General features: G+C 35.9%; 21 protein-coding genes. 11 read left to right on the forward strand and 10 right to left on the reverse strand.

The window, feature by feature from the left end:
• The first annotated feature begins 76 nt into the window (after positions 1 to 76).
• Complete coding sequence (locus tag ACMA47_RS17285; protein WP_413930781.1) at positions 77 to 991, forward strand: helix-turn-helix domain-containing protein; 915 nt, start codon at positions 77 to 79, stop codon at positions 989 to 991.
• Between the two features lie 88 nt (positions 992 to 1,079).
• Entirely contained in the window at positions 1,080 to 2,285 is a 1,206-nt protein-coding gene (locus ACMA47_RS17290) for an MFS transporter (RefSeq protein WP_114822429.1), read from the forward strand.
• Positions 2,286 to 2,407: 122 nt separating this feature from the next.
• On the opposite strand, the gene sph is transcribed toward ACMA47_RS17290, so the two are convergent.
• On the reverse strand, positions 2,408 to 3,976 hold the full coding sequence (gene sph, locus ACMA47_RS17295; protein ID WP_413930782.1) for a sphingomyelin phosphodiesterase: 1,569 nt from the start codon (positions 3,974 to 3,976) through the stop codon (positions 2,408 to 2,410).
• A gap of 258 nt (positions 3,977 to 4,234) precedes the next feature.
• On the opposite strand from sph, the gene ACMA47_RS17300 reads away from it, so the two are divergent.
• Together ACMA47_RS17300 and ACMA47_RS17305 are read left to right on the forward strand one after the other, a co-directional pair.
• Positions 4,235 to 4,711: a MarR family winged helix-turn-helix transcriptional regulator gene (locus ACMA47_RS17300; protein ID WP_413930783.1), complete on the forward strand. Its 477-nt coding sequence runs from the start codon at positions 4,235 to 4,237 to the stop codon at positions 4,709 to 4,711.
• Positions 4,708 to 5,550 (forward strand): universal stress protein, encoded by an 843-nt coding sequence (locus tag ACMA47_RS17305; RefSeq protein WP_413930784.1) that lies wholly within the window; start codon positions 4,708 to 4,710, stop codon positions 5,548 to 5,550. Before ACMA47_RS17300 ends, ACMA47_RS17305 begins: the two co-directional genes overlap by 4 nt.
• 73 nt (positions 5,551 to 5,623) lie before the next feature.
• Here the strand turns inward: ACMA47_RS17305 and ACMA47_RS17310 are convergent, their stop codons facing one another.
• On the reverse strand, positions 5,624 to 6,220 hold the full coding sequence (locus ACMA47_RS17310; protein WP_413930785.1) for a Crp/Fnr family transcriptional regulator: 597 nt from the start codon (positions 6,218 to 6,220) through the stop codon (positions 5,624 to 5,626).
• A gap of 113 nt (positions 6,221 to 6,333) precedes the next feature.
• The gene (locus tag ACMA47_RS17315) at positions 6,334 to 6,690 is read right to left on the reverse strand and encodes a winged helix-turn-helix transcriptional regulator (protein ID WP_413930786.1); all 357 of its coding nucleotides are present in this window, start codon (positions 6,688 to 6,690) and stop codon (positions 6,334 to 6,336) included.
• Positions 6,691 to 6,807: 117 nt separating this feature from the next.
• Between ACMA47_RS17315 and ACMA47_RS17320 the strand changes: the two genes are divergently transcribed.
• A complete protein-coding gene (locus ACMA47_RS17320; protein WP_413930787.1) occupies positions 6,808 to 7,410 on the forward strand; it encodes an FMN-dependent NADH-azoreductase in 603 nt (200 codons plus the stop codon).
• Between the two features lie 157 nt (positions 7,411 to 7,567).
• Positions 7,568 to 7,984: a RidA family protein gene (locus ACMA47_RS17325; protein ID WP_413930788.1), complete on the forward strand. Its 417-nt coding sequence runs from the start codon at positions 7,568 to 7,570 to the stop codon at positions 7,982 to 7,984.
• Here ACMA47_RS17325 and ACMA47_RS17330 read toward each other — a convergent pair.
• Positions 7,981 to 9,297 carry a M20 metallopeptidase family protein gene (locus tag ACMA47_RS17330; RefSeq protein ID WP_413930789.1) on the reverse strand — a complete coding sequence of 439 codons (1,317 nt, stop codon included), beginning with the start codon at positions 9,295 to 9,297 and terminating at the stop codon, positions 7,981 to 7,983. The genes ACMA47_RS17325 and ACMA47_RS17330 overlap by 4 nt on opposite strands.
• A gap of 447 nt (positions 9,298 to 9,744) precedes the next feature.
• Here ACMA47_RS17330 and ACMA47_RS17335 point away from each other — a divergent pair, with 447 nt between their 5' ends.
• Genes ACMA47_RS17335 through ACMA47_RS17350 form a run of 4 tightly spaced genes read left to right on the forward strand, consistent with a single transcriptional unit; the run spans position 9,745 to position 15,267 of the window.
• Positions 9,745 to 10,191 carry a hypothetical protein gene (locus tag ACMA47_RS17335; protein ID WP_413930790.1) on the forward strand — a complete coding sequence of 149 codons (447 nt, stop codon included), beginning with the start codon at positions 9,745 to 9,747 and terminating at the stop codon, positions 10,189 to 10,191.
• Complete coding sequence (locus ACMA47_RS17340; RefSeq protein ID WP_413930791.1) at positions 10,188 to 12,263, forward strand: GMC oxidoreductase; 2,076 nt, start codon at positions 10,188 to 10,190, stop codon at positions 12,261 to 12,263. The genes ACMA47_RS17335 and ACMA47_RS17340 overlap by 4 nt, the downstream gene beginning before the upstream one ends.
• Positions 12,264 to 12,267: 4 nt before the next feature.
• The gene (locus ACMA47_RS17345) at positions 12,268 to 13,722 is read left to right on the forward strand and encodes a ferritin-like domain-containing protein (RefSeq protein WP_413930792.1); all 1,455 of its coding nucleotides are present in this window, start codon (positions 12,268 to 12,270) and stop codon (positions 13,720 to 13,722) included.
• Between the two features lie 18 nt (positions 13,723 to 13,740).
• Complete coding sequence (locus ACMA47_RS17350) at positions 13,741 to 15,267, forward strand: peroxidase, FMP-type (RefSeq protein ID WP_413930793.1); 1,527 nt, start codon at positions 13,741 to 13,743, stop codon at positions 15,265 to 15,267.
• A 66-nt stretch (positions 15,268 to 15,333) separates the two neighbouring features.
• Here ACMA47_RS17350 and ACMA47_RS17355 read toward each other — a convergent pair whose 3' ends face one another.
• From ACMA47_RS17355 to gndA, 5 genes are all read right to left on the reverse strand, one after another.
• Complete coding sequence (locus ACMA47_RS17355; protein ID WP_062675193.1) at positions 15,334 to 15,972, reverse strand: TetR/AcrR family transcriptional regulator; 639 nt, start codon at positions 15,970 to 15,972, stop codon at positions 15,334 to 15,336.
• A gap of 716 nt (positions 15,973 to 16,688) precedes the next feature.
• Positions 16,689 to 17,327, reverse strand: coding sequence for a TetR/AcrR family transcriptional regulator (locus ACMA47_RS17360; RefSeq protein WP_413930794.1), 639 nt, complete (start codon positions 17,325 to 17,327; stop codon positions 16,689 to 16,691).
• A 689-nt stretch (positions 17,328 to 18,016) separates the two neighbouring features.
• On the reverse strand, positions 18,017 to 18,727 hold the full coding sequence (gene pgl / locus ACMA47_RS17365; protein WP_413930795.1) for a 6-phosphogluconolactonase: 711 nt from the start codon (positions 18,725 to 18,727) through the stop codon (positions 18,017 to 18,019).
• Between the two features lie 26 nt (positions 18,728 to 18,753).
• Positions 18,754 to 20,235 carry a glucose-6-phosphate dehydrogenase gene (gene zwf / locus ACMA47_RS17370; RefSeq protein ID WP_413930796.1) on the reverse strand — a complete coding sequence of 494 codons (1,482 nt, stop codon included), beginning with the start codon at positions 20,233 to 20,235 and terminating at the stop codon, positions 18,754 to 18,756.
• Between the two features lie 13 nt (positions 20,236 to 20,248).
• Positions 20,249 to 21,667, reverse strand: a complete 1,419-nt coding sequence (gene gndA, locus ACMA47_RS17375; RefSeq protein WP_413930797.1) for an NADP-dependent phosphogluconate dehydrogenase — start codon at positions 21,665 to 21,667, stop codon at positions 20,249 to 20,251.
• 252 nt (positions 21,668 to 21,919) lie between these two features.
• On the opposite strand from gndA, the gene ACMA47_RS17380 reads away from it, so the two are divergent.
• Complete coding sequence (locus tag ACMA47_RS17380; protein WP_034696561.1) at positions 21,920 to 22,279, forward strand: hypothetical protein; 360 nt, start codon at positions 21,920 to 21,922, stop codon at positions 22,277 to 22,279.
• A gap of 162 nt (positions 22,280 to 22,441) precedes the next feature.
• Here the strand turns inward: ACMA47_RS17380 and ACMA47_RS17385 are convergent, their stop codons facing one another.
• Positions 22,442 to 23,167 (reverse strand): response regulator transcription factor, encoded by a 726-nt coding sequence (locus ACMA47_RS17385; protein WP_413930798.1) that lies wholly within the window; start codon positions 23,165 to 23,167, stop codon positions 22,442 to 22,444.
• Positions 23,168 to 23,681: the final 514 nt, after the last annotated feature.

Genomic DNA, 23,681 nt, shown 5'->3' on the forward strand with positions numbered 1-23,681 from the left:
TATTTCTATTATCTCACTTAAAATTATTTTAAGCAAGCAATAGTTTACTTATCTTTGATTTTTATAATTTTTACCTATGAGTGATCAGCTGGAAACGATAGAAGATTATTACAGACGCATCCGTAAAGATCAGATTAAAATATTTGATTCTGAGGATTTTGAAACCGGAAAATCCCATTTCAACATCTCTATGCGGAGATACTGTAGTTTCAAGAGTCCTTACAACCGTCGTGATTATTATAAAATAAGCTTTATCATTGGAAAAGGCACTATTCATTATGGCGCGCATCAACTGTTTATAGATGGCCCTGCTTTATTTTTCCCCTCTCCTAGTATTCCGTATTCATGGGAGTGTGAAAGCGATGTACAGGAAGGATATTTTTGTTTGTTCAACCAGGAGTTTTTTAATGGAAATTCAGAATTTAACCTGTTTAAAAAAACTTCGATGTTCAAGGAATGGAGCAAGCCGGTTATTTTCTTGACAGAAGAACAAGCTCAGCTGGCTACTCTTTATTTTGATCAGATCTACAGGATGAACAATTCTCCCTATCCTTTCCGTTGCAGCAGCATTAAAAGCAATCTTGCCTCTGTAATGCATCTGGCACTGGAAAACCGCGTGGAAGACATCAATCCCAATGAACTTCCTGCAAACGTGCGTTTATACAAGTTATTCGATGAATTGCTCAACAAACAGTTTCCTTTGGACTCTCCTGCTTATCCGCTGGCATTAAAAACACCTTCTGATTTTGCTGAGCATCTGAATGTACATGTCAATCATTTGAATTCTTCAGTGAAATCCGTAACGAACCTTACTACAACACAGATTATTAAAGAAAAGATGTTTGAAGAATCTAAAAACCTACTGAAGTATACTAATTGGGATATTGCCCAGATAGGATATACTTTAGGGTTTGACCAGCCTGCTCATTTTAATAATTTCTTTAAAAAGCATGCTCAGACTTCACCTTTAAAATTCAAGAACCTGGCTTAATATTTGATTTTTGTAATTTTTACTTTGTCTTTTAAAATCCGGTTTTGTATTTCTTGACTTATTTTTGCAATGTAAAAAATGAATGAATATGTTGAGAGAAGCATCTGAACAACGAATCAGATTAATTACCATTATGGCTTTCGTGTCTATCCCGCTTTCCGGGTTTGTCACGGATATTTATTTACCATCGTTCCCTTCTATGGCCAAAGAAATGATGGTTTCGGAAAAAGATATTCAGATTACCCTGACTTCATATCTGTTGAGCTACGGAATTTCCCAATTGTTTGTAGGAGGAATTCTTGATAGCATTGGTCGTTACCGTCCCAAATTAATAGCATTATTCCTGTTGATTCTGACCAGTATTTTAATTACGATGACCAACAGTATTTTACTGATCTGTCTGCTTCGTATTCTTCAGGGAGCTGCGGTTTCAGTACTTGTTGTGGCAACGCGTGCTATTTTTGTGGATATTTACGATGCGGAAAGGGTAAAGCATTATTTGAGCTATTTTACCATTGTCTGGTCTTGTGGCCCTATTTTAGCGCCTTTCCTTGGAGGATATCTTGAGAAAATCTTTAACTGGCATGCTAATTTTTATTTTCTGGCAGCTTATGCCGGATTTTTGTTTCTTTTTGAGTGGTTTTTTAGCGGAGAGAGCCTTCCCCAAAAAAAGAAGCTGGATCTTTCAGAGAATATAAGCCTTTACAAAATGATGCTTAAGAACAGGATTTTCATGCTGGGTATTTTCATTTTGGGACTGAGCTACTCTATCGTAATGTTATTTAATATTACCGGACCATTTATTATTGAAAATACTTTTCATTTTACACCGGTAGTCATTGGATACTGTACGTTAATCTTAGGATTTTCATGGATGATTGGAGGTTTTATAGGCAAACGCAGACTGACTCTGGATTTTAAACCAAGAATATTGCAGCCTATCCTTCTTCAGCTGATTCTGATTGGAGGGTTGATCACTACCAGTTATTTTGCAGAAAGTCTTTTCATTATGATTCCATTTGCCTTTTTTATTCATATCTGTTCCGGAATTTTATTTACCTCCTTTTTTACGACAAGTATGCTTTACTTTCCGAAAAATGCAGGTACTGCCGGTGGATTGATGGGTGGATTGGTATATGTGATCACTTCTGTAACAAGTTTTATCATCTCAGTAAGCGGAACTGTAACTGATCAAAAAGGTCTTTCCTGGCGCTATCTGATCATTGCTTGTTTCCTCTTGGGGATCATTCTTATTATGCATCAGGCCGTTAAAAAAGAAAAAGCAGAGAATTAATCTCTGCTTTTTTATTGATATTAAATGCTCAAAAAATACAGGTTGCTTTACATTCATAAGAAAAGCGGCTACCATAGGGCAACCGCTTATTAAGTTGTTATGTAAATTGACAATCAGTAATTCTAAAAAGGCTGTGCAACCGTATTGTTCATTTTTACTTCAAACTGAACATCAGGAGTTAAGCTTGTCCCATTCAGGTAAATCCAGTCGGTTCCTGATTTATTATAAACCTGCAGATAATAGGTATTCCCAATTCCTGTGGTATCCTTGAAGGCAACAATATCTCCGTCTTCAACACTTGTTGAAAAGTTCCCTGCTTTTTTCTTTACAATTTGAATTCTTAGGTTGTAAGTCGTTTTCCCATATTTTGGATAAAAATAATAACTTCCACTACCTGAAGAAAACCAATACCAGAAATGATTAAGTCTTTCACTGCTCTCTACTCTTACATATCCTTCTTTCAGATCAAAATAATTGTCAGAATCTCCGATATTCACAATATTAAACCAGGTTCTTGCATCACTTGGCAGTACAGAATTAACCGTCAGCCAATCATTAGGTGTTGAAAGGTTCGAACTGATATATTTTCCTGTTGCCACAGATCTCAGTGAAATACGATCATGCTTTCTGAATTTCAAACTTTTCGTAGGAGTCTTCTGATCGGAGTAAACATTGGCTTCTACAGGATAATGATCTGAGTATTCTGTCCAATGATACTTAATTCCAGTTACATTCGTATACGTCATAAGGGTTGAAGCCACAGGATCGAATGCAATATTTTGCCAGGTTGGAGGCACAAGATGATCATTAGAAACCAAAATATAATCCAGATATTCTCTTTTATTGGCTGGATAAGGGTAATGATAAGAAGCCATCGTATTGGTTTTCGTATCCCATGAATATTTTAATCCTCTGTATGTAGGAGCATTTACATTCAGGGTTTGCAGCATATCAGAATATTCAGGGGTATCTTTTATAATATTAAAATCTCCACCGTAGATTACCATTTCATCTTCAGGGATATTCAGACGGTCAACAAATGATTTCATCATTCCCAACTGTTGTTTACGGATTTCCACATCTCTTCCATTACACGATGGCTGTGTAGACTGAGCATGAACTGCTATAAAGTGGATACGTTTTCCTCCTTTTACTATTCTGGCGTAAGCAAAGCCTTTCAGGCAGTAACCATCAAAATCGCATCCTGCCGGAAAAATATACTGATCCATTCTTTCTATAGGATATTTACTGGCAATCATCACGCCTCCGTCTTCAAATCCTCCGGAGATAATCTCACGCCAATGGCCGAAAGTATTGTTCCACCCATTTTTTGTGCGTCCTACTATTGGAGTCTGATAAGGAAAAGTAGGAAGAAGTTTTTCACGCAGCTTATCGGAGGCTGCATTATCGAAACACTCCTGAAGCATCAGTACATCATAGTTCTTCAAAAAGGAAGCTTCACCAATTTTCTGAGCTCTCGCCTGTTGTGACCATTGTGTCATACCTGACACTGCGAGTTCTTTCAACAGGAATGTGTTATACGATAATACTTTGATATTTGGAAAACCACCTCTCATGGCATTTTCCTGTGCATTAGGAAGAGTCTCATCTGGCTGAAACTGATCTGACCTACATGATAAAAGAGTTAGAAGACAAAGCACCGGAATAAACCGGAATAATGAAAATTTCATTAGATTCATAAGTTTTTAAGTTAAAATTGTTTTGTTTTGTTTTGCTGCGGCCAAAGTAAAATTTACAGCATAAACAAAAATGAACTGAATGTTATCTAAATAATAATTTTCCGGTTCATCATTTAACTATTAAAAATTATCATAATCTAACGGCCTAATTAGTTTTAATTAAAACTAATTTTTCGTATATTTGTTAGGATAAATCATGCTAAAAATCCTTTGGACAGGCGCTTTAGCCTTCTATTTCATTATAAAAGTATGCCCGTAAAACAGAATAACATATCGGAACTTGCTCTGGAGCTTGGCCTTGCAATGAGTGAAATGAAAAGTCGTCTTCGACAGAAAATCCAGACTACTATTAATGAATATGATCCGGATTTGTCATTTGAACTGATTGAAATCCTGGGATTACTTTCACGCAATAGTGGCATCAACCAACAGGAAATAGGAAATAAGGTAAGCAAAGACAAGTCAAGTATTACCTATCTTATCAACAGTCTTGTAAAACGAGATCTTGTTGAACGGATCGCTGATAAAAACGATAGGAGAAATAAGCAGATCTTTTTAACTCCGAAAGGCAGACAGATTGTAGAAACTGTTTACCCCTGGGCGTTGGATCTTTATAAAAAAGCAGCTGATGACATTCATGAAGAAGAGATCATTAAAGCATTGCTTCTGGTAAAAAAAATGACATCCAACCTGGACGAATCAGGACCAAAACATAATACAATATGAGAACAATCCTTGTACCTGTTGATTTTACATCAACTACAGAAAATGCAGTAAGAATTGCTGCAGATTGGGCAAAAGCCTACGAATATCAAAACATTATCCTACTCAAAACAGCGGGAGAATCTGAATTTGATTATCTGCATATCGCAGAAGGGCATTCATTTGTGAATGAAGAGAATGTCAATAATCTGTTGCAGAGAACAGAATCATTATTTGATCAGCTAAGAAGTATTATTACGGAAAAGTCACCTGAAGTTAAAGTTTCCAGAGTGTTAAGTGATTGGACTCTTACCCGAAGTATTAATGAGCTTTTAAAAAACCAGCCGTCTGTAGAATTGATTATTCTGGGAAGTGATGATCAGACTTCTTCCACTGAGAGTTTTGTTTCTGAGAATATTATAAGTATTGCCAGAACAAGTCCGGTGAAAACCCTGATTGTACCTCACAGCTACCATTATACGCCTATCAAAAATATATTTATTCCTTGTGACATCAAGGGTATTAAAAGATTGGAAAGACTGTTTCATCACAAATCCGTTATTCATAAAGAAGATGTTCGTCTTTCATTTTTAAATATCAATACCAGCGAAAAAGAGGACGAGAACCAAAAAAAGGAATTGGAAGATTACATCCGCGAACATTTAACGGAAATCCCAAGCAGTATTCATTATTCTCATGATGAAAATGTTATCAAGGGTATCCTGAACTTTGCTACATCTGATAAAGCAGACCTTATTATAGCACTGCCCGGTAAACACAGCTTTTTGTATTATCTGGCAAGCAGAAGTATTTCTGAAGGAATTTACCAGAATACCTATCAGCCTGTCTTAATATTAAAGTAGAAACGGTTTATATTAAAAAAATAAAAGTTTAAACAACTTCATAATAATAAAACTTAAAATGAATTTCTGAAAGCTAATAATAAATTTTAGTGCTTTCAATTTTAACCATTTTCTGCTCTTCCATTTTCTTGACATATCGGATCACCGTCTCAACCCGAAGACCGGTTAAGGTAGCTATTTGCTGTCTGGTATAGGGAACCAGAAATGAATAAGGTTCTTCAAATCCGAAATATTTTTTAATATGATCAAAAAGCTTCATGAGCTTTACGATAGGATCTGAAATTGCCAGAAAGCTGGAAATCATAAATCTGAAATGCATTCTGTCAGCCATGTATTTATTAATCTCAAGCATTAATTCAGGCTTTTCCAGCAGTATTTCGAGAATTTTAGTTTTGGAAACTTTAATAATTTCACAATGCGTAACAGCAATAGCATTAATGGCATAATGATGATCTGTAAATAAATAGCTTTCACCAATACAATGTCCATCAAAGGGAAGTCCATGAACAAATTCTTTTCCGTCTTCCAAAAATGTATTGAGTTTCACAGTACCATGCCTGATCTGGAAATAATATTTTGCTGCGGTACCTTCCTGAAAAACAGCATCTCCTGCTTCATAGTTTTCCAGAGTGGCTCCGTGAGAAAATAATAAGTCTTCATTTATGACCATCTTGTTATTATTAATTTGAATAAAAAATACTTAAAGCATAAGCAATGCCGTAACTTATCAAATACCAAAAACATGGTATATTTTAATATCAACACTACTCATCCGGCCTGATATCAGGCTGTAATTTTCTTTTTATGTTTTGCTCCCCAATCTGCCAGTGCAGCAATAACATCTTTCAGTGACTCGCTGTATTCTGTGGGAACATATTCTACCAACACCGGCTTCTGGTCTGTGATAACAGTTCTTTCCACCAAATGATTCACCTCCAGCTTTTTCAATTCACTGGATAATACTCTTGCTGAAATGCCACTGATGGTTCTTTGCAGTTCATTGAAGCGTGTATGTCCACCCAGAATAGCAATCATAACCCGAATGGTCCATCTGCCTCCCAAAACGTACAAAGCATCCTCTGTAGCAGACAGATGAGTACTGCATTGCGGCCTTGAATACACTATTTTTTCTTCTTCCATTGTCTCTGTTTTCTGTTATTACTAACCTAAATGTTATTACTAACCTTTTGGTAACTACTATCTTTTTATTAGTAAATATAAATAATTTTGAAACATCAATTTTAAAAAAAATAAAAAATGAAACGAGTACTTCATATTACTTCAAGCCCAAGAAGCGAGTCATCAATCAGTAAAAAACTGGGAAATGCTGTTGTAGAAAAAATTACAGACAAATATCCTGACAGTGTTTTAAAAAAACGAGATCTGACCAATCCTCTTTTTCCTCATTTGGAAGAAACACATATCAATGCATTTTTTACCCCGGCTGAAAACCGTACTTCTGAGCAGTTGGAAACAGTAAAACTTTCAGACACTGTAATTGATGAATTGCATGAAGCAGATATCATCATTATTGAAGCTCCTCTTTACAACTTCAGTATCACCTCTACATTGAAATCCTGGCTTGATCATATCGCCAGAGCAGGAAAAACATTCAGCTATAGCGAAAATGGTCCTGAAGGATTGGTAAAAAATAAGAAAGTATATCTTGCTTTTTCCAGTGGCGGAGTGTATTCTGAAGGAGAAAGACAAGCTTATGACTTTGTGGTTCCTTACTTAAAACAAACTCTTGGATTTATGGGAATGACAGATATTTCTGTTGTCCGTGCAGAAGGACTTTCTGTTCCGGTTATCCAGGATACAGCCCTACAAAAAGGGATTGAAAGTATTGTTGTAGAGTAAAAATTAAAAATGCTGTTCAGAGGAACAGCATTTTTTGTATCAGAATTGAAGTATAAACCAAAGCAATATTTACAGAATTAAAAGAATATTTTTCTCAACATATGTAAAGACTTTTTCAATTTTTTTCTCTCATTTTTACTTTATTAAATGAAAGATTATGGAAAACAATAAACAACCCACACTGATTAACCCTTCTGAACTATTTAATCCCAGTCCTTATGGTTTTTCTCACAGTATTTCTGTGGAATCTCCTTCCAGGATGTGTTTTATATCCGGACAGAGTGGCGGTGTAGGTGAAAATCATGTACTGGCAGATGACTTCAAAACTCAGGTTCAGGATGCTTTAAAAAATATGGAAACCGTTTTGCAGAGCCACTCCATGACATTTGATAATATTGTCAAAATCACTCTTCTCATTGTTGACCACAACCAGGAAAAACTTGAAATATGGGCAGAAGAAGCGAAAAAAGTATGGAAAAGTTCATACTTGCCTACCAGCACCCTTATTCCGGTAAATCAGTTGGCTTTACCTGGAATGTTGTTCGAGATTGATGCCATTGCGGTGAAAAATTAGTTTCTGTTAAGACGCTCAACGATTAAGGATGAAAAACTTTTAACTCCCGTTCTGATACTTTCTTCATCCACCTGAAAATTGGGAGAATGATTCATAGCGATCATGCCTTTTTCAAAATTGGAACCACCCAGGAAGAAGTATACTCCTGGGATTTTTTCTTGAAAATAAGAAAAATCATCATTAAAAAACGGAACCTGACCATAATCCGGAGCAACTGCATTTTTGCCATACAAATTCTGAAGAATTTCTGTTGCTGAACGGGTCAGTCTTTCATCATTGACGATCGTTGGATTTCCCTGAACAAATGAAACAGAAAGAAGCTGATCTTTATACCCGTTGTCTTCAATCACTTTTTGAACTGTAGGAATTATTTTATCTAAATTAATGGAGTTTGTCTCATACAAGTACGTTTCAAGAAATGATTCGTTGTTTTTGGAATACATGTTGAATTTTCCGTCAGTGAACAGATAGTCTTTGAAAATAGTATCAGGATTTGTCAGTCCTATTTTAGGATCTACGATAGATTGTAATTCCCAGGGTTTTCCTCCATTAGAAGTCCGGAATAATGAATTGCTGATCTTTTTTCCCAAGCCGTTAAGCACGTCTTCTGATAATCCGTTTTTTAGCTGAATTCTTATTTTTTTCTGATAAGCAAACATTTCATTGGGCTTCACCATAATTTGCCCGACAGGCGTGGCGGTCACATGCAATCCGTAGATTTCATCAGGATTTATTCTGGAAAGTAGTCCATTATGAAGCATTTCTTTTGCTCCTTTGAAGGTTTCCTCTTCAGGCTGGAATATAAAATAAACCGTCCCTTTTAATGATTGTTTATTTTTTGCAAGAACCTCTGCAATTCCTAATCCAATCGCCATATGGATATCATGACCACAACCATGCTGAATTCCTTTTATTTTTGATTTGAAAGTTTCAGGATCGGGATAATCATTCGGAAGGGCATCCATATCTGATCTCCAGGCAATCTTTCTCCCTTTTTTGTCACCCTTCAGAATCCCTACAACACTATGTCCATAACTCTCTGTTTGAACTTCTATTCCAAGATCCAACAGATACTTCTTGATTTTTTCCTGCGTTTGCTTCTCCTTCCCTGCCAGCTCCGGGTTTTCATGAAAATCCCGTCTGATATTCACCAATTTACTGAATATCTTATCTGTTTCCTTTTGAATAGACTGATGAATTGTTTGTTCATTCAAATTTTTGGAAGGAATAGCTTTTTCTTTTTTGTTATTAAATCCTTGTGCAGGCAAAATAGAGGAAGCAAAGCATAATAAAGTTAAGATAAGTCGTTTCATGATCAGTGATAATTGGGTAAAAAGTTCAATTATACAGATTAGACATTTGCCGTTTCGCTTTCGTTACATTCTGATCATCAAATTATTATTATTTTTTAAAGTATTGACTTTTCCAACATTAAAATCTAATTCTCTATTCAACACCACATTATTTAAAATAATTCTAAACTAGGTGAAAACACAACCTCTTGAAACACCCTGATAGAAAGGATTTGTTACAAAAAATTAAAATTGCACAAACACAAATTACGTAGAAATACTGAATCTCATCTGCTGAGTTCTGATTAATTTCGGATAAACAAAATTGATAACTATGGATCGCTTGAAATACATTCAATCATTTCTGAAAAAGAGGTGTTATCTGAAGAATCCGGCAACTATAGATCGATCGGCATGATAACCTCCCATTAAAAGGAGTTGAAGATATCTAACCCAAATTTTTACGAAATGAATATTATTAACAAAATTCTCAACGTCGATGATTATTATTTCGACGTGTTTATGTCTATCTCGGAAGCGCTTGCCGGATTTACAGTAAATGAACTACAGTCAACAGGGCTTGCAGAAACGTATTATACTTATGTTTTAAAAAGCGTGGAAGCAGCAACTTTCGTAGAATTCCTTACCGTTTCTAAAAATATCCTTGAAAATCATTCAGGGAAAGAAGAAATAAACAAGGCCATTCAATCTGAAATTATCGGGAATCCGGGAATGAATGACATTGCCGGAAAAGTAATCACCATGTGGTATTTGGGAACATGGGAAGGAGCCTATATCAATGATCTTTCTTACAAGGAAGGTCTTGTATGGAATCTGATGCACTCCCATCCTCCGGGAGCCAAACAGCCAGGATATAAATCATGGAATATTAAACCTGTAAACAGTAACTCATGAGCCAGACCAATAACAAAAAAGATGTGATCATCGTAGGAACGGGGATCGCAGGATCATTGATCGCGAAGCTATTGTCCGATCATGTATTTGATGCAACCAAAGGAAAAATGATCCATCGTGCAGATGCCGGAAAATCGGATAATATCAAGGAAATATCAATTCTTATGTACGAAGCAGGCCTGGAAGCTGGTATTGAACTGGATTCGGTATCCTCAATGACCACTTACAATGAATATATCCGTACTTTTTACAGAGAGGAAGCCAAAGTTCCCAATTCTCCTTATCCGAACTTAAAACAGGCACCTTCTCCCAACGTTCTGGATATGGAACACATTGTTCAGCCGTATCCGGATAAAAAGGGATATCTCGTACAATTTGGTCCCATGCCTTTTGCAAGTGATGCGATAAGAGTAGGCGGAGGAACTACCCTTCACTGGCTGGGAACTACACCAAGAATGCTTCCCAACGATTTTAAGCTTACAGAAAAATATGGCATCACCATTCCAAAGCCGGATTCTGATGAAAAAACGTCTGTCAACTGGCCGATAAATTATGAAGAACTAAGGCCTTATTATGAAATGGCAGAATTTGAAATCGGAGTTTCCGGAGATGTCTCAAGGCAGGAATATCCAATTACGGAGAAAACGGAAGAATATTATGGAAACTATGTATTTCCGATGGAAGAAATTCCTCAGAGTTATATGGATCATAAGATTATTGAGGGACTTAAAGGGACAAGCGTAAAGCTAAGCTCCGGAGAGATTCCATTAATGATGGTACCTTCTCCACAGGGAAGAAATTCTATTCCGAATCCAAAATACGGGAAAACAAAGATCATCAAAGCTGAGCCAAAAGACTCCGGATATAAACTGGTTTTAGACAGCTCTGAAAAAGAAGAATACAAGGCACTTGGCTCAGTATGGAATCCTTATATGGGAGAACGCTGTGAAGGGAATGCTTCCTGTGTTCCGATCTGTCCTGTTCAGGCTAAGTACAATGCTTTAAAAACATTGAAAAAAGCTTTATATAAAATTAATGACAACGAAAATCTTAAACGTAATCCATACATGCAGATCCAGGCACAGAGTGTGGTTTACAGATTAAGTATTGACCAAAATGATAAAGATAAAATCTCGAAGGTTCATTTAAGAAGATATACCTCAAAAGAGAAAACAGATTTTGTTGAAGAATCTATTGATACTTCGGAAGCCATCGTAATTCTGGCTGCTAATGCTTTTGAAAATCCAAAAATTCTACTGAACTCCAAATATACGGTTAACAACGTTGTCAAAACAGCGGCCAACAGCAGTGATCAGGTGGGAAGAAACCTAATGGATCATATGGTAATGCTTACCTGGGGACTTTTCCCTGAACCGGTTTATCCTTACAGAGGTCCTGGTTCTACGACAAACATTTCGTCTTTCCGTGACGGAAGCTTCAGAGATCAATTTTCAGCATGGATTTCTCCTCTTGACAACTGGGGTTGGGGATGGCCGGCATTTTCTCCGGGCTCTGATGTAGCCTACTTTATCAAAGAAAAATATTTTGGGGCAAAATTAAGAGAAAAACTCACTGACAGACTTTCAAAGCAGGTATTATTCCATTTTGAAATTGAACAGCTTCCCAATCCTAATAACAGAGTTACGATTAACGATCAGTATCTGGATGTCATGGGAATTCCGCGTCCTGTTATTCATTATGAACTGACAGAGTATGAAATGAAAGCGATGGAACAGGCAAAACATGCCTCTGATCAGATGTTTAAAAGATTAAATATTGAGAATTTCACAAAGTATACTGCAGAAGACAAGAATTCTGTGATGTACAATGGAGAAAGATATTCTTATAACGGGGCCGGCCACATCGTGGGAACTCACAGAATGGGTTCTACAGCAGAAGACTCTGTAACCAACAGCTATTGTAAAGCCTGGGATCACCCGAATTTATACATTGTAGGAGCTGGAAATATGACGACTCTGGGAACTTCAAACCCTACTTTAACCTTATCAGCATTCACGATCCGTTCGGTAGAATCTATTCTGGCTGATCTTGAAATTCAACTTAAAAAATAACAACATGAGACAAAGACTTATCAATAAAACAGCACAACCACAGGAAACGTTATTAACCGCAGGCAGAATGGCAGCGAGAAGCGCCGTTGTTACTGAAGCCGTTTCATTACCTTCTTTATTATTTGATTCAACACTTAGCAAAGAAGATTGGATAGAAGGGTTAAAACATCACAGCAAAACCTTAACGAATCTTTTGCTTAATGATCAGATCAAAGATTTCAATGCTTATCTGGAATCTGAGTTGGGTTCCGGAGTTTCAGAATTAAAAAAAGGGATAACAGAAATTGATTACAAACCGGTTTTACAAGACCTATTGCAAACGGCCATTCTTATCGAACATTCTACCATTCCTCCTTACCTTACAGCTTTGTATTCGATCAAGGATGGAACTAACGCTCTGGCTTCACAAATTATCCGAAGTGTTGCTGTAGAAGAGATGCTTCACCTGATTATGGTTTGTAATGTTCTGAATGCCATTGACATTCAGCCTTCTGTCAACAAACAGGAAAACTACCCTACTTATCCGATGAAATTGCCGATGAATGTTGATTTCTATGTAGGGTTGGAAACATTCTCCAGCAACAGCATTGCCACATTTATCGCGATTGAAAGTCCAAGTCAGCCTTTGGTAAAAGCTCCGAAATATGATCACGAAGCTGACACTTCCGCATTATATTCTCAAAGAGCTGCAATACAGGAAAACAACTTCTGGACTCTTGAAAACATGAAGGGCTTCATCATGGAAAACGTACATACTATCGGTGAATATTATGACGTACTATTCTTCTATATTGTTATTTTCCAAATCATTGCTTATTACAAAGAACATGGAAAACTTCCAACAAATTTTGAGGAATTAAATAGCGGAGGAATTTTTACAGGAGATTCAAAAAAACAGATCCGCCCGGAACAATATTACGGAAGTGGAGGAAAATTACATTCTGTAGAGGCTTTGGTCGGAGTAATTGCCGTTTTCCAGGAAATCAAAGGGCAAGGTGAAGGTGCTGATGACTCTATTTTTGATGTTGACCCATCCCAGTTTGAAGAAGGGGTTGAACTGGCACACTATTTCAGATTCAAAGAAGTTTTCCATGAGCATTTCTATCTGGGAGGAAACTATGAGCCTTTCATGGATGAAAACGGAATGATGCCGGTAACGACACCACCTACAGGAAAAGATCTACTGGTAGACTGGAATGAAGCCTATCCTATGAAACCTAATCCGAAGATGGAAGACTATGTAAAAAATAAAGAATTACATGCACAGGCTGTTGAGTTTAATAAAACCTACAGACGTTTATTAGACGCCATCCAAAGTGCTGTGGAAGGAAATCAGAGAGAACTCGAAAAATCTATTATGTATATGTATGCCCTGAAAGAGCAGGCTGTTAATCTGATGAAACAACCGCTGGATGCGCAGACTAACGCTGGGCCAACATTCGAATACATCAACCTATAACCATAAAAACGATATATCATGCTTAAAAGAAAAAAAGAAAGTCCGGAAGCGGGAGGAGAACAGTTATTCCGCAAAATGCCGGGTCAGAAGGAAGTTAATCTGGCTGAAGTAATGGATGGCTATTCAAAACTTCTTATTGATGATCCGGTAAGACCATTCAGAGAAGACAACCTGCAGGCAATTGAAAATAATGTAGATTATGGAGTTCTGGCTGCACTGGATGGTACCTGGGTAAGCTATAATGTCAATTACAATAAAGATGTTCCAAAACCATCATTAGCAAGCGGAGTACATACTACTATTATGCCTTCCCCCGGAACCAATTCAGGAACGATACCCGGAAAATTTGCTTTTGACAGTGAAGAATATATTGAGAAACTTACATTTTCCATCGTTCCCGGAGGAGTACGTAACCGTGGTGGTGCCAGTGAGCTTTTCTGCGGAGCAGTTAAATACGAACAAAGCATTAAAAGTGTTAATGCTATCCCAGGACAGGAGGCTCTGAAATATACACCTATCCACGAAGAAAACGGAATGTACCTATGGCTGAGTGATGTCTATAATCATGCAGCAACGAAAGAATCTATTGAAAGAGACCGTGGTATTCATGCTATTTCAACAGAAGATGCTAAATATGGATATACCGGCAAATACAGAGATGAGCCTTTGCTAAGGATAACACCAGACGGAGAGCCCAACCCTAAATATATTCTTCAAAGCCAGCTGGAGCCGGGACAGCCTTATTATGAAATCATTCCGGCACAGGAAATAAAGCCGGGAGCAGGACTCGACGGTCCTTATTTTATCCCGGACTACTCTATCTCAAGAAGCGGTGTTATCCCTCATGGAAGTACCATTACTTTGCTTGGAGATATCATTCCTCAAAATAAAGATAAAAAGACGTACTATTTAATTGAAGGCTCTCCTCAGTTCCCTTATGGTAAAGAAGCCTGGGAAACCAATCACCTTTCAATTTCACGTACAATGGGTAATGCAGGAGTAACTCCTGAGGAAATCATTGATCTTGATCAACCAGCACCGAAGTGGGTTCATGAAACACTTGATGATGATAATGATCCGGGTTCAAACAAAATTTATACCCAGAGAATACTGGCTGATGATTTATATCCTTACTCTGTACGCCCTGATTTAAGATTAAGAGATACGTTAAGAGGTCAACATGTCAGCAATTATGTTCATGTGAGAATGTCTTCCAAAATGAAAACCGGAGCACAGGGAGGAGTTTTAAATGTTCCTTTTGTCAACCGTTTCGTTCCGACTGTTGAAGTGGATATGGACATGTGGATTGAAACCGTAATTGAAGATGGAAAAGAAATTCTTCAGCTTCAATATGAACAAATCGTATTCTTTGAATTTGATTTCGGAAACGATGGAGGTACTACAAGCTGGCCTCATATTCAGGTTAATACCCTTCGTAAGATACAGGATATTCCTGAGGATCAGAGAAAGGTTATTGAAGAACAATTTTATAATACCAACGGAAATTCTGAAGCAGCTTCAGGATGTCCTTATCATAAAGGATAGACTACCAGGTATTATACAAAAAAAGGGGCAATAATTTGCCCCTTTTTTTATGTTCTTTATAATAGATTATAGATTATCATGGGTCTGTTCAACCATGAAAGATATTGCCTTTTTGATTTTTTCACGCCCTTCAGGAGTATTGGTATCTATACCACAGAAAAGGCTGCCATTCAGAGATGCAAACATATTGAGGTAGTATAGTCCTGAAACCATGATGGCCATAATAGAACGGTAGGTATCCATTTTATCTTTGAAACGGGATTCCATCAATAATTTGAAGATATATTCTCCATTTTCTTCCTGAGTATCAATCAGTTTTTTTAATGATTTCCGGGGCTCAGAAATAGTCCACAACAATAGTTTTTGAGCTTCTTTATTGGCGTATACGTAATCAAACTGTGAAAGAAGCATATGCTCGATAAATTCTCGGCCTCCATCTTCAAGATTCGGTTTCATCTTTTCCACTTCCTCGCTGGTTACTTTTACCCAGAAATCCTGTGTACGGACATATTCGTCCATCAAGCCATCCATTCCGCCAAAATAAGTATAGATCATTTTCTTATCTACCCCGGCAGTTGCAGCAATATCATTAATCTTCAATCCTGCATATCCCTTCGTTTTCAGTATTTTTCCAACGGCATCCAAAAACTTTTTCTTGCTGCGTTCCTTATTCCTAATACTACCTGATGCTGACTTTCTTTCCATGACTAAACATTCAATATACAAGTTTAAGAAATTTTTTTATCATTTTAGACACTAACCAGTGTCTAATTTAATGTATTTGTATATATTTGCAAAAACTAAGACCATTCTATATATAAAACACTATTGAAGTTGAAAAATAAAAAACTATTCAGATTGTATCGTTAGTTCCCTCAGTTTAAAATATTTCGAACATCAACGACTGAGGTAAAAACACAACCAGCAGCATCATTTTTCTATAGTGATGCTGTTTTTTCATCTCAAAAAAATGGAATGATATTAAATAAAATACTTTTTTATAGATATTTTTTATCACTTATTCTTTTTAGAAAGCATACACTTACTATACAATAGAAATTGTGTTGTATTTTACAGGTTAAACCTATTGAAAAAGATTAATTAATAGAAGTTCTTACTCTTATAACAAAAAATAATATACTGAATTTCAAAACATTAAATAAAATTAAGAAAAATTTTATCATTTTACACACTTCACAGTGTCTTATTTTATATATTTGTACAAACTAAAACCAACTATATATTTTAAAACACTATTAGGTTGAAAAATAAGACAATCAAATTGTATTATTGAGTTCCCATACTTTAAGACAATTTCAAACACGAAACAACTAAGGTAGAAACACAACTTATAGACAGACCATTAGATTTCTAATGGTTTTGTTTTTTTACAGGAAGCTCAATTTTCAAAATGAAGAATTCTAGAGGTTTTCATAGGTATGATGCAACATGAAAGAAATGGCTTTCTTGATCTTATCTCTTCCTTTAGGCGTATTGACATCTATTCCACAGAAAATGCTTCCATTAAGAGAGGAAAACATATTCAGGTAATAAAGTCCTGAAACCATAATGGCCATAATAGAGCGTACATCTTCAGCATTATCTTTAAAATGGGAATCCATCAAAAGTTTAAATATATACTCTCCGTTTTCTTCCTGGATTTCTGTAAGTTTTTTTAAAGATTTGCGGGGTTCTGATAAGCGCCAAAGAAGGAGTTTTTGCGCTTCTTTGCTGGAATACACATAATCAAATTGAGATAAAAGCATTTCTTCCATGAAAGATTTCCCTCCGTCATCCAATTTGGGTTTTATTTTTTCAATCTCTTCAATGGTTACTTTGCTCCAGTAATCCTGTGACCGGATATACTCGTCTATCAAGCCGTCTATCCCTCCAAAATAAGAGTAAATCATTTTTTTATCCACCCCGGCTGTAGCAGCAATACTATTCACTTTCAAGGCAGTATACCCTTTTGTTCTCAGTATCTTTCCAACTGCATCCAAAAACTTTTTTTTACTGCGTTCCTTGTTCCGGATACTTCCTGCTACAGACTTTCTTTCCATGGTAAACTTTCAATCGTACAAGTTTATGAATTTTTTTTCATTTTAGACACTTTTTAGTGTCTAAATTTATATATTTGCAGAAACTAATAACCATTTTTATAACAGACAATCAGAGTTGTGAGGTTGAGAGAGATCAGATTGCACCGTTAGTTCCCTCAGTATACATATTGTAATATTGAATACTGAGGTAAACATTACTTCAGCAGCATCATTATGTATGTAATGGTGTTGCTTTTAGTAATGATGATATTTTTATCGGTCGCCTATCATATTGTCATTTTTTATATACTTCAATCTACTTTTTACAATTTTATTATTCTCTTATAATGCTGTATGCGAAAGGGTTTTCTTGAGGTTCCAAATTGCTGATCAAAATATTTTTCATTTTTTTAATTTTTAGACACTATGAAGTGTCTTATTTTGTATATTTGTTCAAAACTAATAACCATTTTACATAGAAGCACTATTTGAGTTGGAAAAATTAAAAGTTTCGAACAAAAAGCAACTAAGGTAAAAACACTAAATGCTGCAGCGTCATGAGTTCTCTAATGATGCTGTTTTCATTTAGCCTACCTTATTTTCGTTTTAATGTACAGAAAATTGTATTTACCGGGAATCCGGTATTAGAATAGTTGATATGAAGAGAGACTGTCCTTGGACAGTCTCTTATTTTTTAAGATTGAAGTATATTAACCTCTGGCTTTTTCGTCTGTAAAAAACTGAAATCCATCCTTCTTCTCAATAAGCTGCATTGGATATAATGAAGGATTATATTCACCATTCAGAACTTCATTCAGTGCATGTTTTTTAGATTCACCAAATGCAATAGCCAGAATATGATCCGCATTATTGATAATAGGTGCAGTCAATGTGATTCTGAACATTTCCTGAGGCTTAAGATAATAGGCAGACACCCATTTTTCTTTTTCATTTAAAACTTCTTCTCCCGGAAATAATGAAGCCGTATGACCGTCATCTCCCATTCCCAGCAGGATAAAATCAAAAATACCTTCATCACCAAGAACAGTTCTAATCTGCTGCTCATAAGCCTTAGCATAGTCTTCAGGACTTATTCCATCAGCATACATAGGAAAGATATGGTTTTGGTCTACCGGAACCTGATTAAGAAGTGCCTCATCTGTCATTCGGAAGTTGCTTTTATCATCGTTCAAAGGAACCCATCTTTCATCTACCCAAAAAAAGTAGACTTTATTCCACTCAATCTGTTCTTTATATTCCGGTGTTGCCAAAAGTTTGAAAATGGCTTTGGGTGAAGAACCTCCACTGAGAGCCACTACAAAACGGTCATTTTTCTGAATAGATTTTTTTGAAAGGTCAACAAATGCATCTGCAGCCTTTGTGTACAGCTTTTCCAGATCGTCAAATACTGTAATATTCATTTTTTTCTGTTTAAATTTAATTTGTTTTATACCCAGCTGTGTCCTTGCCTTTCTACCAAAGCATTCACATCTTCCGGGCCCCAACTTCCTGCTTTATAATTCGGGAAGGATAAATCTTTATTATTTTCCCAGGCTTCCTGTATGGTGGTGACAACATCCCATGCTTCTTCCACCTGATCAGAACGCATAAACAAAGTAAGATCTCCTAAAAGAGCATCCTGTAATAAGGTTTCATAAGCTTCCGGAGTATCATCCTGGCAGGCAAAATTGTCAAAAATCATTTCTGCAGGTTTCAAATCCAACGTCAATCCCGGTTTTTTCGTCATAAACTGCAGCCTGATATCCATCATTGGCTGAATATTAATAATCAGTCGGTTAGCAGATAAAAGGTGCGGACTGTCTGAAAAAGTAGAATGAGGAAGCGGCTTAAACTGGATCGTAATATAAGAGTGCTTTTCTTTCATTTTCTTTCCGGTACGTACATAGAAAGGAACATCCTGCCATCTTTCATTATCCAGATAAAATTTTATCGCTGCAAAAGTTTCTGTATTGGAATCTGCTGCAATTCCATCTTCCTGGCGGTAACCTTTCACTTCTACTCCGTTTATAGTACCTTTTGCGTACTGACCTCTTACTGCATAATGATCCACCTGATCGGAAGATATTCTACGGATAGATTTCAGAACGTCTACTTTTCGGTCTCTGATTTCACCAGACTGCAATGAAGCCGGTGGTTCCATAGCTACCATACACAGAATCTGCAACAGGTGGTTCTGAATCATATCTCTTAATGCTCCTGTCTGTTCATAGAAAGCTCCTCTTGTCTCTACCCCAACTTCTTCCGCTACCGTAATCTGTACCGATTCTATATATTTATGGTCCCATAAAGGTTCAAAAATTGAATTCCCAAACCTGAACGCCAATATATTCTGCACTGTTTCTTTCCCAAGATAGTGGTCGATACGATAGATTTGTTCTTCTTCAAAAGTTTTAGCCAAAAGACTGTTTAATTCAATGGCTGACTGCTTATTATGACCAAAAGGCTTTTCAATAATAATACGATCTTTTTTCGGATCAGAAGCTAAGGAAGTCGTTTTGATATGATTGGATATTGTGGCAATAAAATTAGGTCCTATGGATAGGTAAAATAACCTGTTTGCTCTTATCCCATACACGGAATCAAAATCCTGCAATTTTTGCTGTAAATTCTGATAAGAACTTTCTTCATCCAGCTGATGCTGAAAATAAGTAATATGAGCCTGAAACCCTGCCCAGTCCTCAGAAGTTACTTTTTTTCTGGAGAAGCTCTCAAGGTTTTCTTTGATATAATTTCTGAAATTTTCGTTGGTATTTTCTGCCCTTCCCAATGCTACAATATTAAAGCCTTTGGGCATTCTGCCATCGATGTATAAGTTATAAAATGCCGGAAAAAGTTTTCTTTTTGCCAGATCTCCTGTAGCACCAAAAATAACAATAGTTGTTGGCTGCAAGATTCTATTTTGATTCATTTCTTCCGAATTTTTAATTGTTTGCACTTTGCCAAGAAGTATGGAAAACTCCCTCTCTGTCAATACGCTGATACGTATGAGCTCCGAAATAATCACGCTGAGCCTGGATCAGATTCACAGGAAGAGATTCTGTAGTATAGGCATCAAAATATCCCAAAGCCGTCTGGATTCCTAAACTTGAGATTCCGTTGGTAACGGCATATCCTGCTGTTTTTCTTAAAGCTTTGATTTTTGATTTTACCAGTTCAGAAATATCCTGATCAAGAAGAATATTAGAAAGAGTAGGATTTTGGATATACGCTGAATAGAATTTTTCCAGCAATACAGAACGGATAATACAACCTCCTCTCCAGATTTTTACAACATCTTTCAATGGAATTTCAAAACCGTATTCTTCAGATGCTTTTACCAGTAAAGATAAACCTTGTGCATAGCTGATTAAGGTAGAAAGGAAAAGAGCATCGCCTACTTCTTTGATGAACAATTCTGTATTTTCCGGCTTTGTAATTTCGCTTTCAGCATAGATTTTTGAAGCCTGAACTCTTTCAGCTTTATAGGCAGATAAAATTCTTGAAGTTACAGCAATATCAATGGTAGGAATAGAAACTCCTATTTCCATAGCCTGCTCGGAAGTCCATTTCCCGGTTCCTTTCGCTCCTGCTTTATCTAAAATCTGATCTACAAGATAGCCATCTGTTAATGAATCTTTTTGGGTGAATATATCTCTGGTAATTTCAATAAGGAAAGAGTTCATTTCGCCATTATTCCATTCTTTGAAAACCTGATAGAGCTGCTCATTATTTAAGCCAGCTCCTCTTTTAAGAAGATCATAAGCTTCACTGATAAGCTGCATAATTGCATATTCAATACCGTTGTGTACCATTTTCACATAGTTTCCGGCAGATCCTTTTCCCATGTATGCTGTACATGCTTCGTTGTCTACTTTTGCAGCAATGGCTTCCAGCATTGGTTTCAGAAGTTTGAAGGCTTCCAGATCACCTCCCGGCATTATACTTGGTCCTGTTCTGGCACCTTTTTCACCTCCTGACACTCCCATTCCCATAAAATGCAGTTTTTTGGATGCCAGATCAGCAACACGTCTGTTGGTATCTTCAAAATAAGAATTTCCTGCATCAATCACGATATCGCCTTCGCTTAAAAGTGGGGTAATATTTTCCAGCACAGCATCTACAGGTTTTCCTGCAGGAACCATAAGAATAATTTTTCTTGGAACTTCCAGTGCGGATACGAAATCTTCTAAAGAGCCTGTACCTTTTACCTTCATTTCTGAAGCAGCTCCGCCTTCTAATTCTTTCACTTTTTCCTGATCAAGGTCAAATCCTGCGATTGAAAACCCGTTGTCAGCGATATTATAAAGCAGATTCCGCCCCATTACTCCAAGGCCAACCATCCCATAACTATATCTTTCCATTATATTGGTATTAATATGAATTTTGTTATACAGACAATAAAATTACGGAAATGCCTATTATGAAAAAAATAAAAGGAAATAAAAAGTTGAGAACACTTTTGTTTTTCCCTCATTTATAAGCCCCTAATATTCACATTTTCACATGATTTTGTGTTTACAGAATAAAATTCAATCATTAATATGGGAATGATCTATTAAAACAGTCTGTTTTTTGGCATAATTAAACTTATATTTGCCAAAATTTATAAAGTAATGAACTATAAACTTGAACTCAACACTCAGGAGCCTAATTCTAAAATCGTTTTTAATAATATCATATTTGATTCGTTCAAGATTAATATAGTTGAAAGATATATCGGGTCAATGAAGGCTCGTCCTACATTATGTGAGGTTTTATTTAAAGTAAGAACTTTAGATAATGTCATTATCAACAGAAAAGATGGTAATATAAGAGTAAAGATAAAGGGTGATGATTTTGAAACCTATCAGAAATTATCCAGAGACCTGAACTCTTATGAATACAAAAACAAACTGATTAACAGAAAAGAGGTAGAACAGAATTATGTTCATTTCATCCTGAGTCTAGTAATTACAAATTATCAGCTTAATTAAGCTGTTCCGGGCACTCTCCTTCTATCATTCTGCAGAGGGAGAATGTTCAGAAAACAATACACAGAAAGCAACCAGTTTTGTAGTTAAAAACGGTAAGTTATACTGAGCGTTCTATTTTGATTCTCAGCCATTTCGGCCTGGAAGCATTTAAAAAAATAAAGTTTAAATCAAATTATTCGTTATTACGTAGGATATTGCTTCGATGATATTCTTCACTCCAATTCTCTCAAACAATTTGCTTCTGTGAAACTTTATAGTACTTGGTGACACAAACAATTGTTCTGCAATTTCTTCTATTTTTAATCCCTGGAGGTAAAGCCGTATTATTTCTATTTCCCTTAATTTTAGGGCAACTTTAGATTCTTCTGTCCATTTTCCCGTGAAGAGATTATACTTCCAATAGGTTTCTGAGGTATTGGAAACGATCCTGATATTTCCCGCAGACCGGTTGAGAGAATAAGACACTACACAGACTATTTTGGAGATTTCTCCATCATCATAGAGTTCTATAGGTGTAATCTTATGATTTACAAGCACATCTACACTATTGGCATATTTCAGATGAAAATCATAGGTAATGGTATGTACTTTTTTTTCTTCAGGTGAAAGGCATTCAAAAAATTTTAATCCGTAGGTACTTACTTTCTTTAATATGTCAAGATCTGCCTTCTTGGTGTATTTACGAAAAAAATTATAACCCATTTTTTCAACTTCAGCAGCACTTAAACCAGAAAAAAGAAGAGGGTTCTCAGAAATAAACTCTAATTTTTTTGTTTTAAGATCTGCAATGTAAACACAGCCCAGACTGGTTTCCGATACCGCTTTTAGTACATTAAGATACTTCTCTGATGCCTTTCCGGCATATAATAAATTATTTTTATCACTCATATTTTTGACATGATAATTAAGATATAAAACTTTTTTATTAGGCGACTTTTGCAAACATATTCATAATTAAGCTAAATAAAAAATCTATCAAAACTTAATTATAATTAAACTAAAAACTATAAATCATTTATTTTGATAATAAAAAAATCTACACAGCAACATTTTATTACATTTTTAATACCTTGAAAATTATATTTTTCCACTTTGTACGGAGATGAAAAAAGAAAAAAAGCAAAAGAATGAAAGAAAGATATTTATATAAATCATTATTTTTAAAAGGAAACTTGTATTTTTTCTGTTTTGAAAGCATTTCTGGAGGATCAGTTTCTGATTAATTCATCAAGTTTTGATTTAAAACTATACGAAAGTATAGTAACATTCAATTTTTAATAAATTAATTTTACCCAAGCCATAACAATAAAAACTAATCAAAGAGAACCATCTAAAAATGAAAGATTCCAAAAAAAATTAAAAACTACAACAACTTATACGCAGTAAAGTGAGCTTTTTTTTA

Source organism: Chryseobacterium sp. T20 (assembly GCF_047345655.1).
Taxonomy (GTDB): domain Bacteria; phylum Bacteroidota; class Bacteroidia; order Flavobacteriales; family Weeksellaceae; genus Chryseobacterium.

Bases quoted from the DNA above. Each gene is read 5' to 3' on its own strand.
- ACMA47_RS17285 (WP_413930781.1), top strand. From the start codon at position 77: ATGAGTGATCAGCTGGAAACGATAGAAGATTATTACAGACGCATCCGT.
- ACMA47_RS17290 (WP_114822429.1), top strand. From the start codon at position 1,080: ATGTTGAGAGAAGCATCTGAACAACGAATCAGATTAATTACCATTATG.
- sph (WP_413930782.1), bottom strand. From the start codon at position 3,976: ATGAAATTTTCATTATTCCGGTTTATTCCGGTGCTTTGTCTTCTAACT.
- ACMA47_RS17300 (WP_413930783.1), top strand. From the start codon at position 4,235: ATGCCCGTAAAACAGAATAACATATCGGAACTTGCTCTGGAGCTTGGC.
- ACMA47_RS17305 (WP_413930784.1), top strand. From the start codon at position 4,708: ATGAGAACAATCCTTGTACCTGTTGATTTTACATCAACTACAGAAAAT.
- ACMA47_RS17310 (WP_413930785.1), bottom strand. From the start codon at position 6,220: ATGGTCATAAATGAAGACTTATTATTTTCTCACGGAGCCACTCTGGAA.
- ACMA47_RS17315 (WP_413930786.1), bottom strand. From the start codon at position 6,690: ATGGAAGAAGAAAAAATAGTGTATTCAAGGCCGCAATGCAGTACTCAT.
- ACMA47_RS17320 (WP_413930787.1), top strand. From the start codon at position 6,808: ATGAAACGAGTACTTCATATTACTTCAAGCCCAAGAAGCGAGTCATCA.
- ACMA47_RS17325 (WP_413930788.1), top strand. From the start codon at position 7,568: ATGGAAAACAATAAACAACCCACACTGATTAACCCTTCTGAACTATTT.
- ACMA47_RS17330 (WP_413930789.1), bottom strand. From the start codon at position 9,297: ATGAAACGACTTATCTTAACTTTATTATGCTTTGCTTCCTCTATTTTG.
- ACMA47_RS17335 (WP_413930790.1), top strand. From the start codon at position 9,745: ATGAATATTATTAACAAAATTCTCAACGTCGATGATTATTATTTCGAC.
- ACMA47_RS17340 (WP_413930791.1), top strand. From the start codon at position 10,188: ATGAGCCAGACCAATAACAAAAAAGATGTGATCATCGTAGGAACGGGG.
- ACMA47_RS17345 (WP_413930792.1), top strand. From the start codon at position 12,268: ATGAGACAAAGACTTATCAATAAAACAGCACAACCACAGGAAACGTTA.
- ACMA47_RS17350 (WP_413930793.1), top strand. From the start codon at position 13,741: ATGCTTAAAAGAAAAAAAGAAAGTCCGGAAGCGGGAGGAGAACAGTTA.
- ACMA47_RS17355 (WP_062675193.1), bottom strand. From the start codon at position 15,972: ATGGAAAGAAAGTCAGCATCAGGTAGTATTAGGAATAAGGAACGCAGC.
- ACMA47_RS17360 (WP_413930794.1), bottom strand. From the start codon at position 17,327: ATGGAAAGAAAGTCTGTAGCAGGAAGTATCCGGAACAAGGAACGCAGT.
- pgl (WP_413930795.1), bottom strand. From the start codon at position 18,727: ATGAATATTACAGTATTTGACGATCTGGAAAAGCTGTACACAAAGGCT.
- zwf (WP_413930796.1), bottom strand. From the start codon at position 20,235: ATGAATCAAAATAGAATCTTGCAGCCAACAACTATTGTTATTTTTGGT.
- gndA (WP_413930797.1), bottom strand. From the start codon at position 21,667: ATGGAAAGATATAGTTATGGGATGGTTGGCCTTGGAGTAATGGGGCGG.
- ACMA47_RS17380 (WP_034696561.1), top strand. From the start codon at position 21,920: ATGAACTATAAACTTGAACTCAACACTCAGGAGCCTAATTCTAAAATC.
- ACMA47_RS17385 (WP_413930798.1), bottom strand. From the start codon at position 23,167: ATGAGTGATAAAAATAATTTATTATATGCCGGAAAGGCATCAGAGAAG.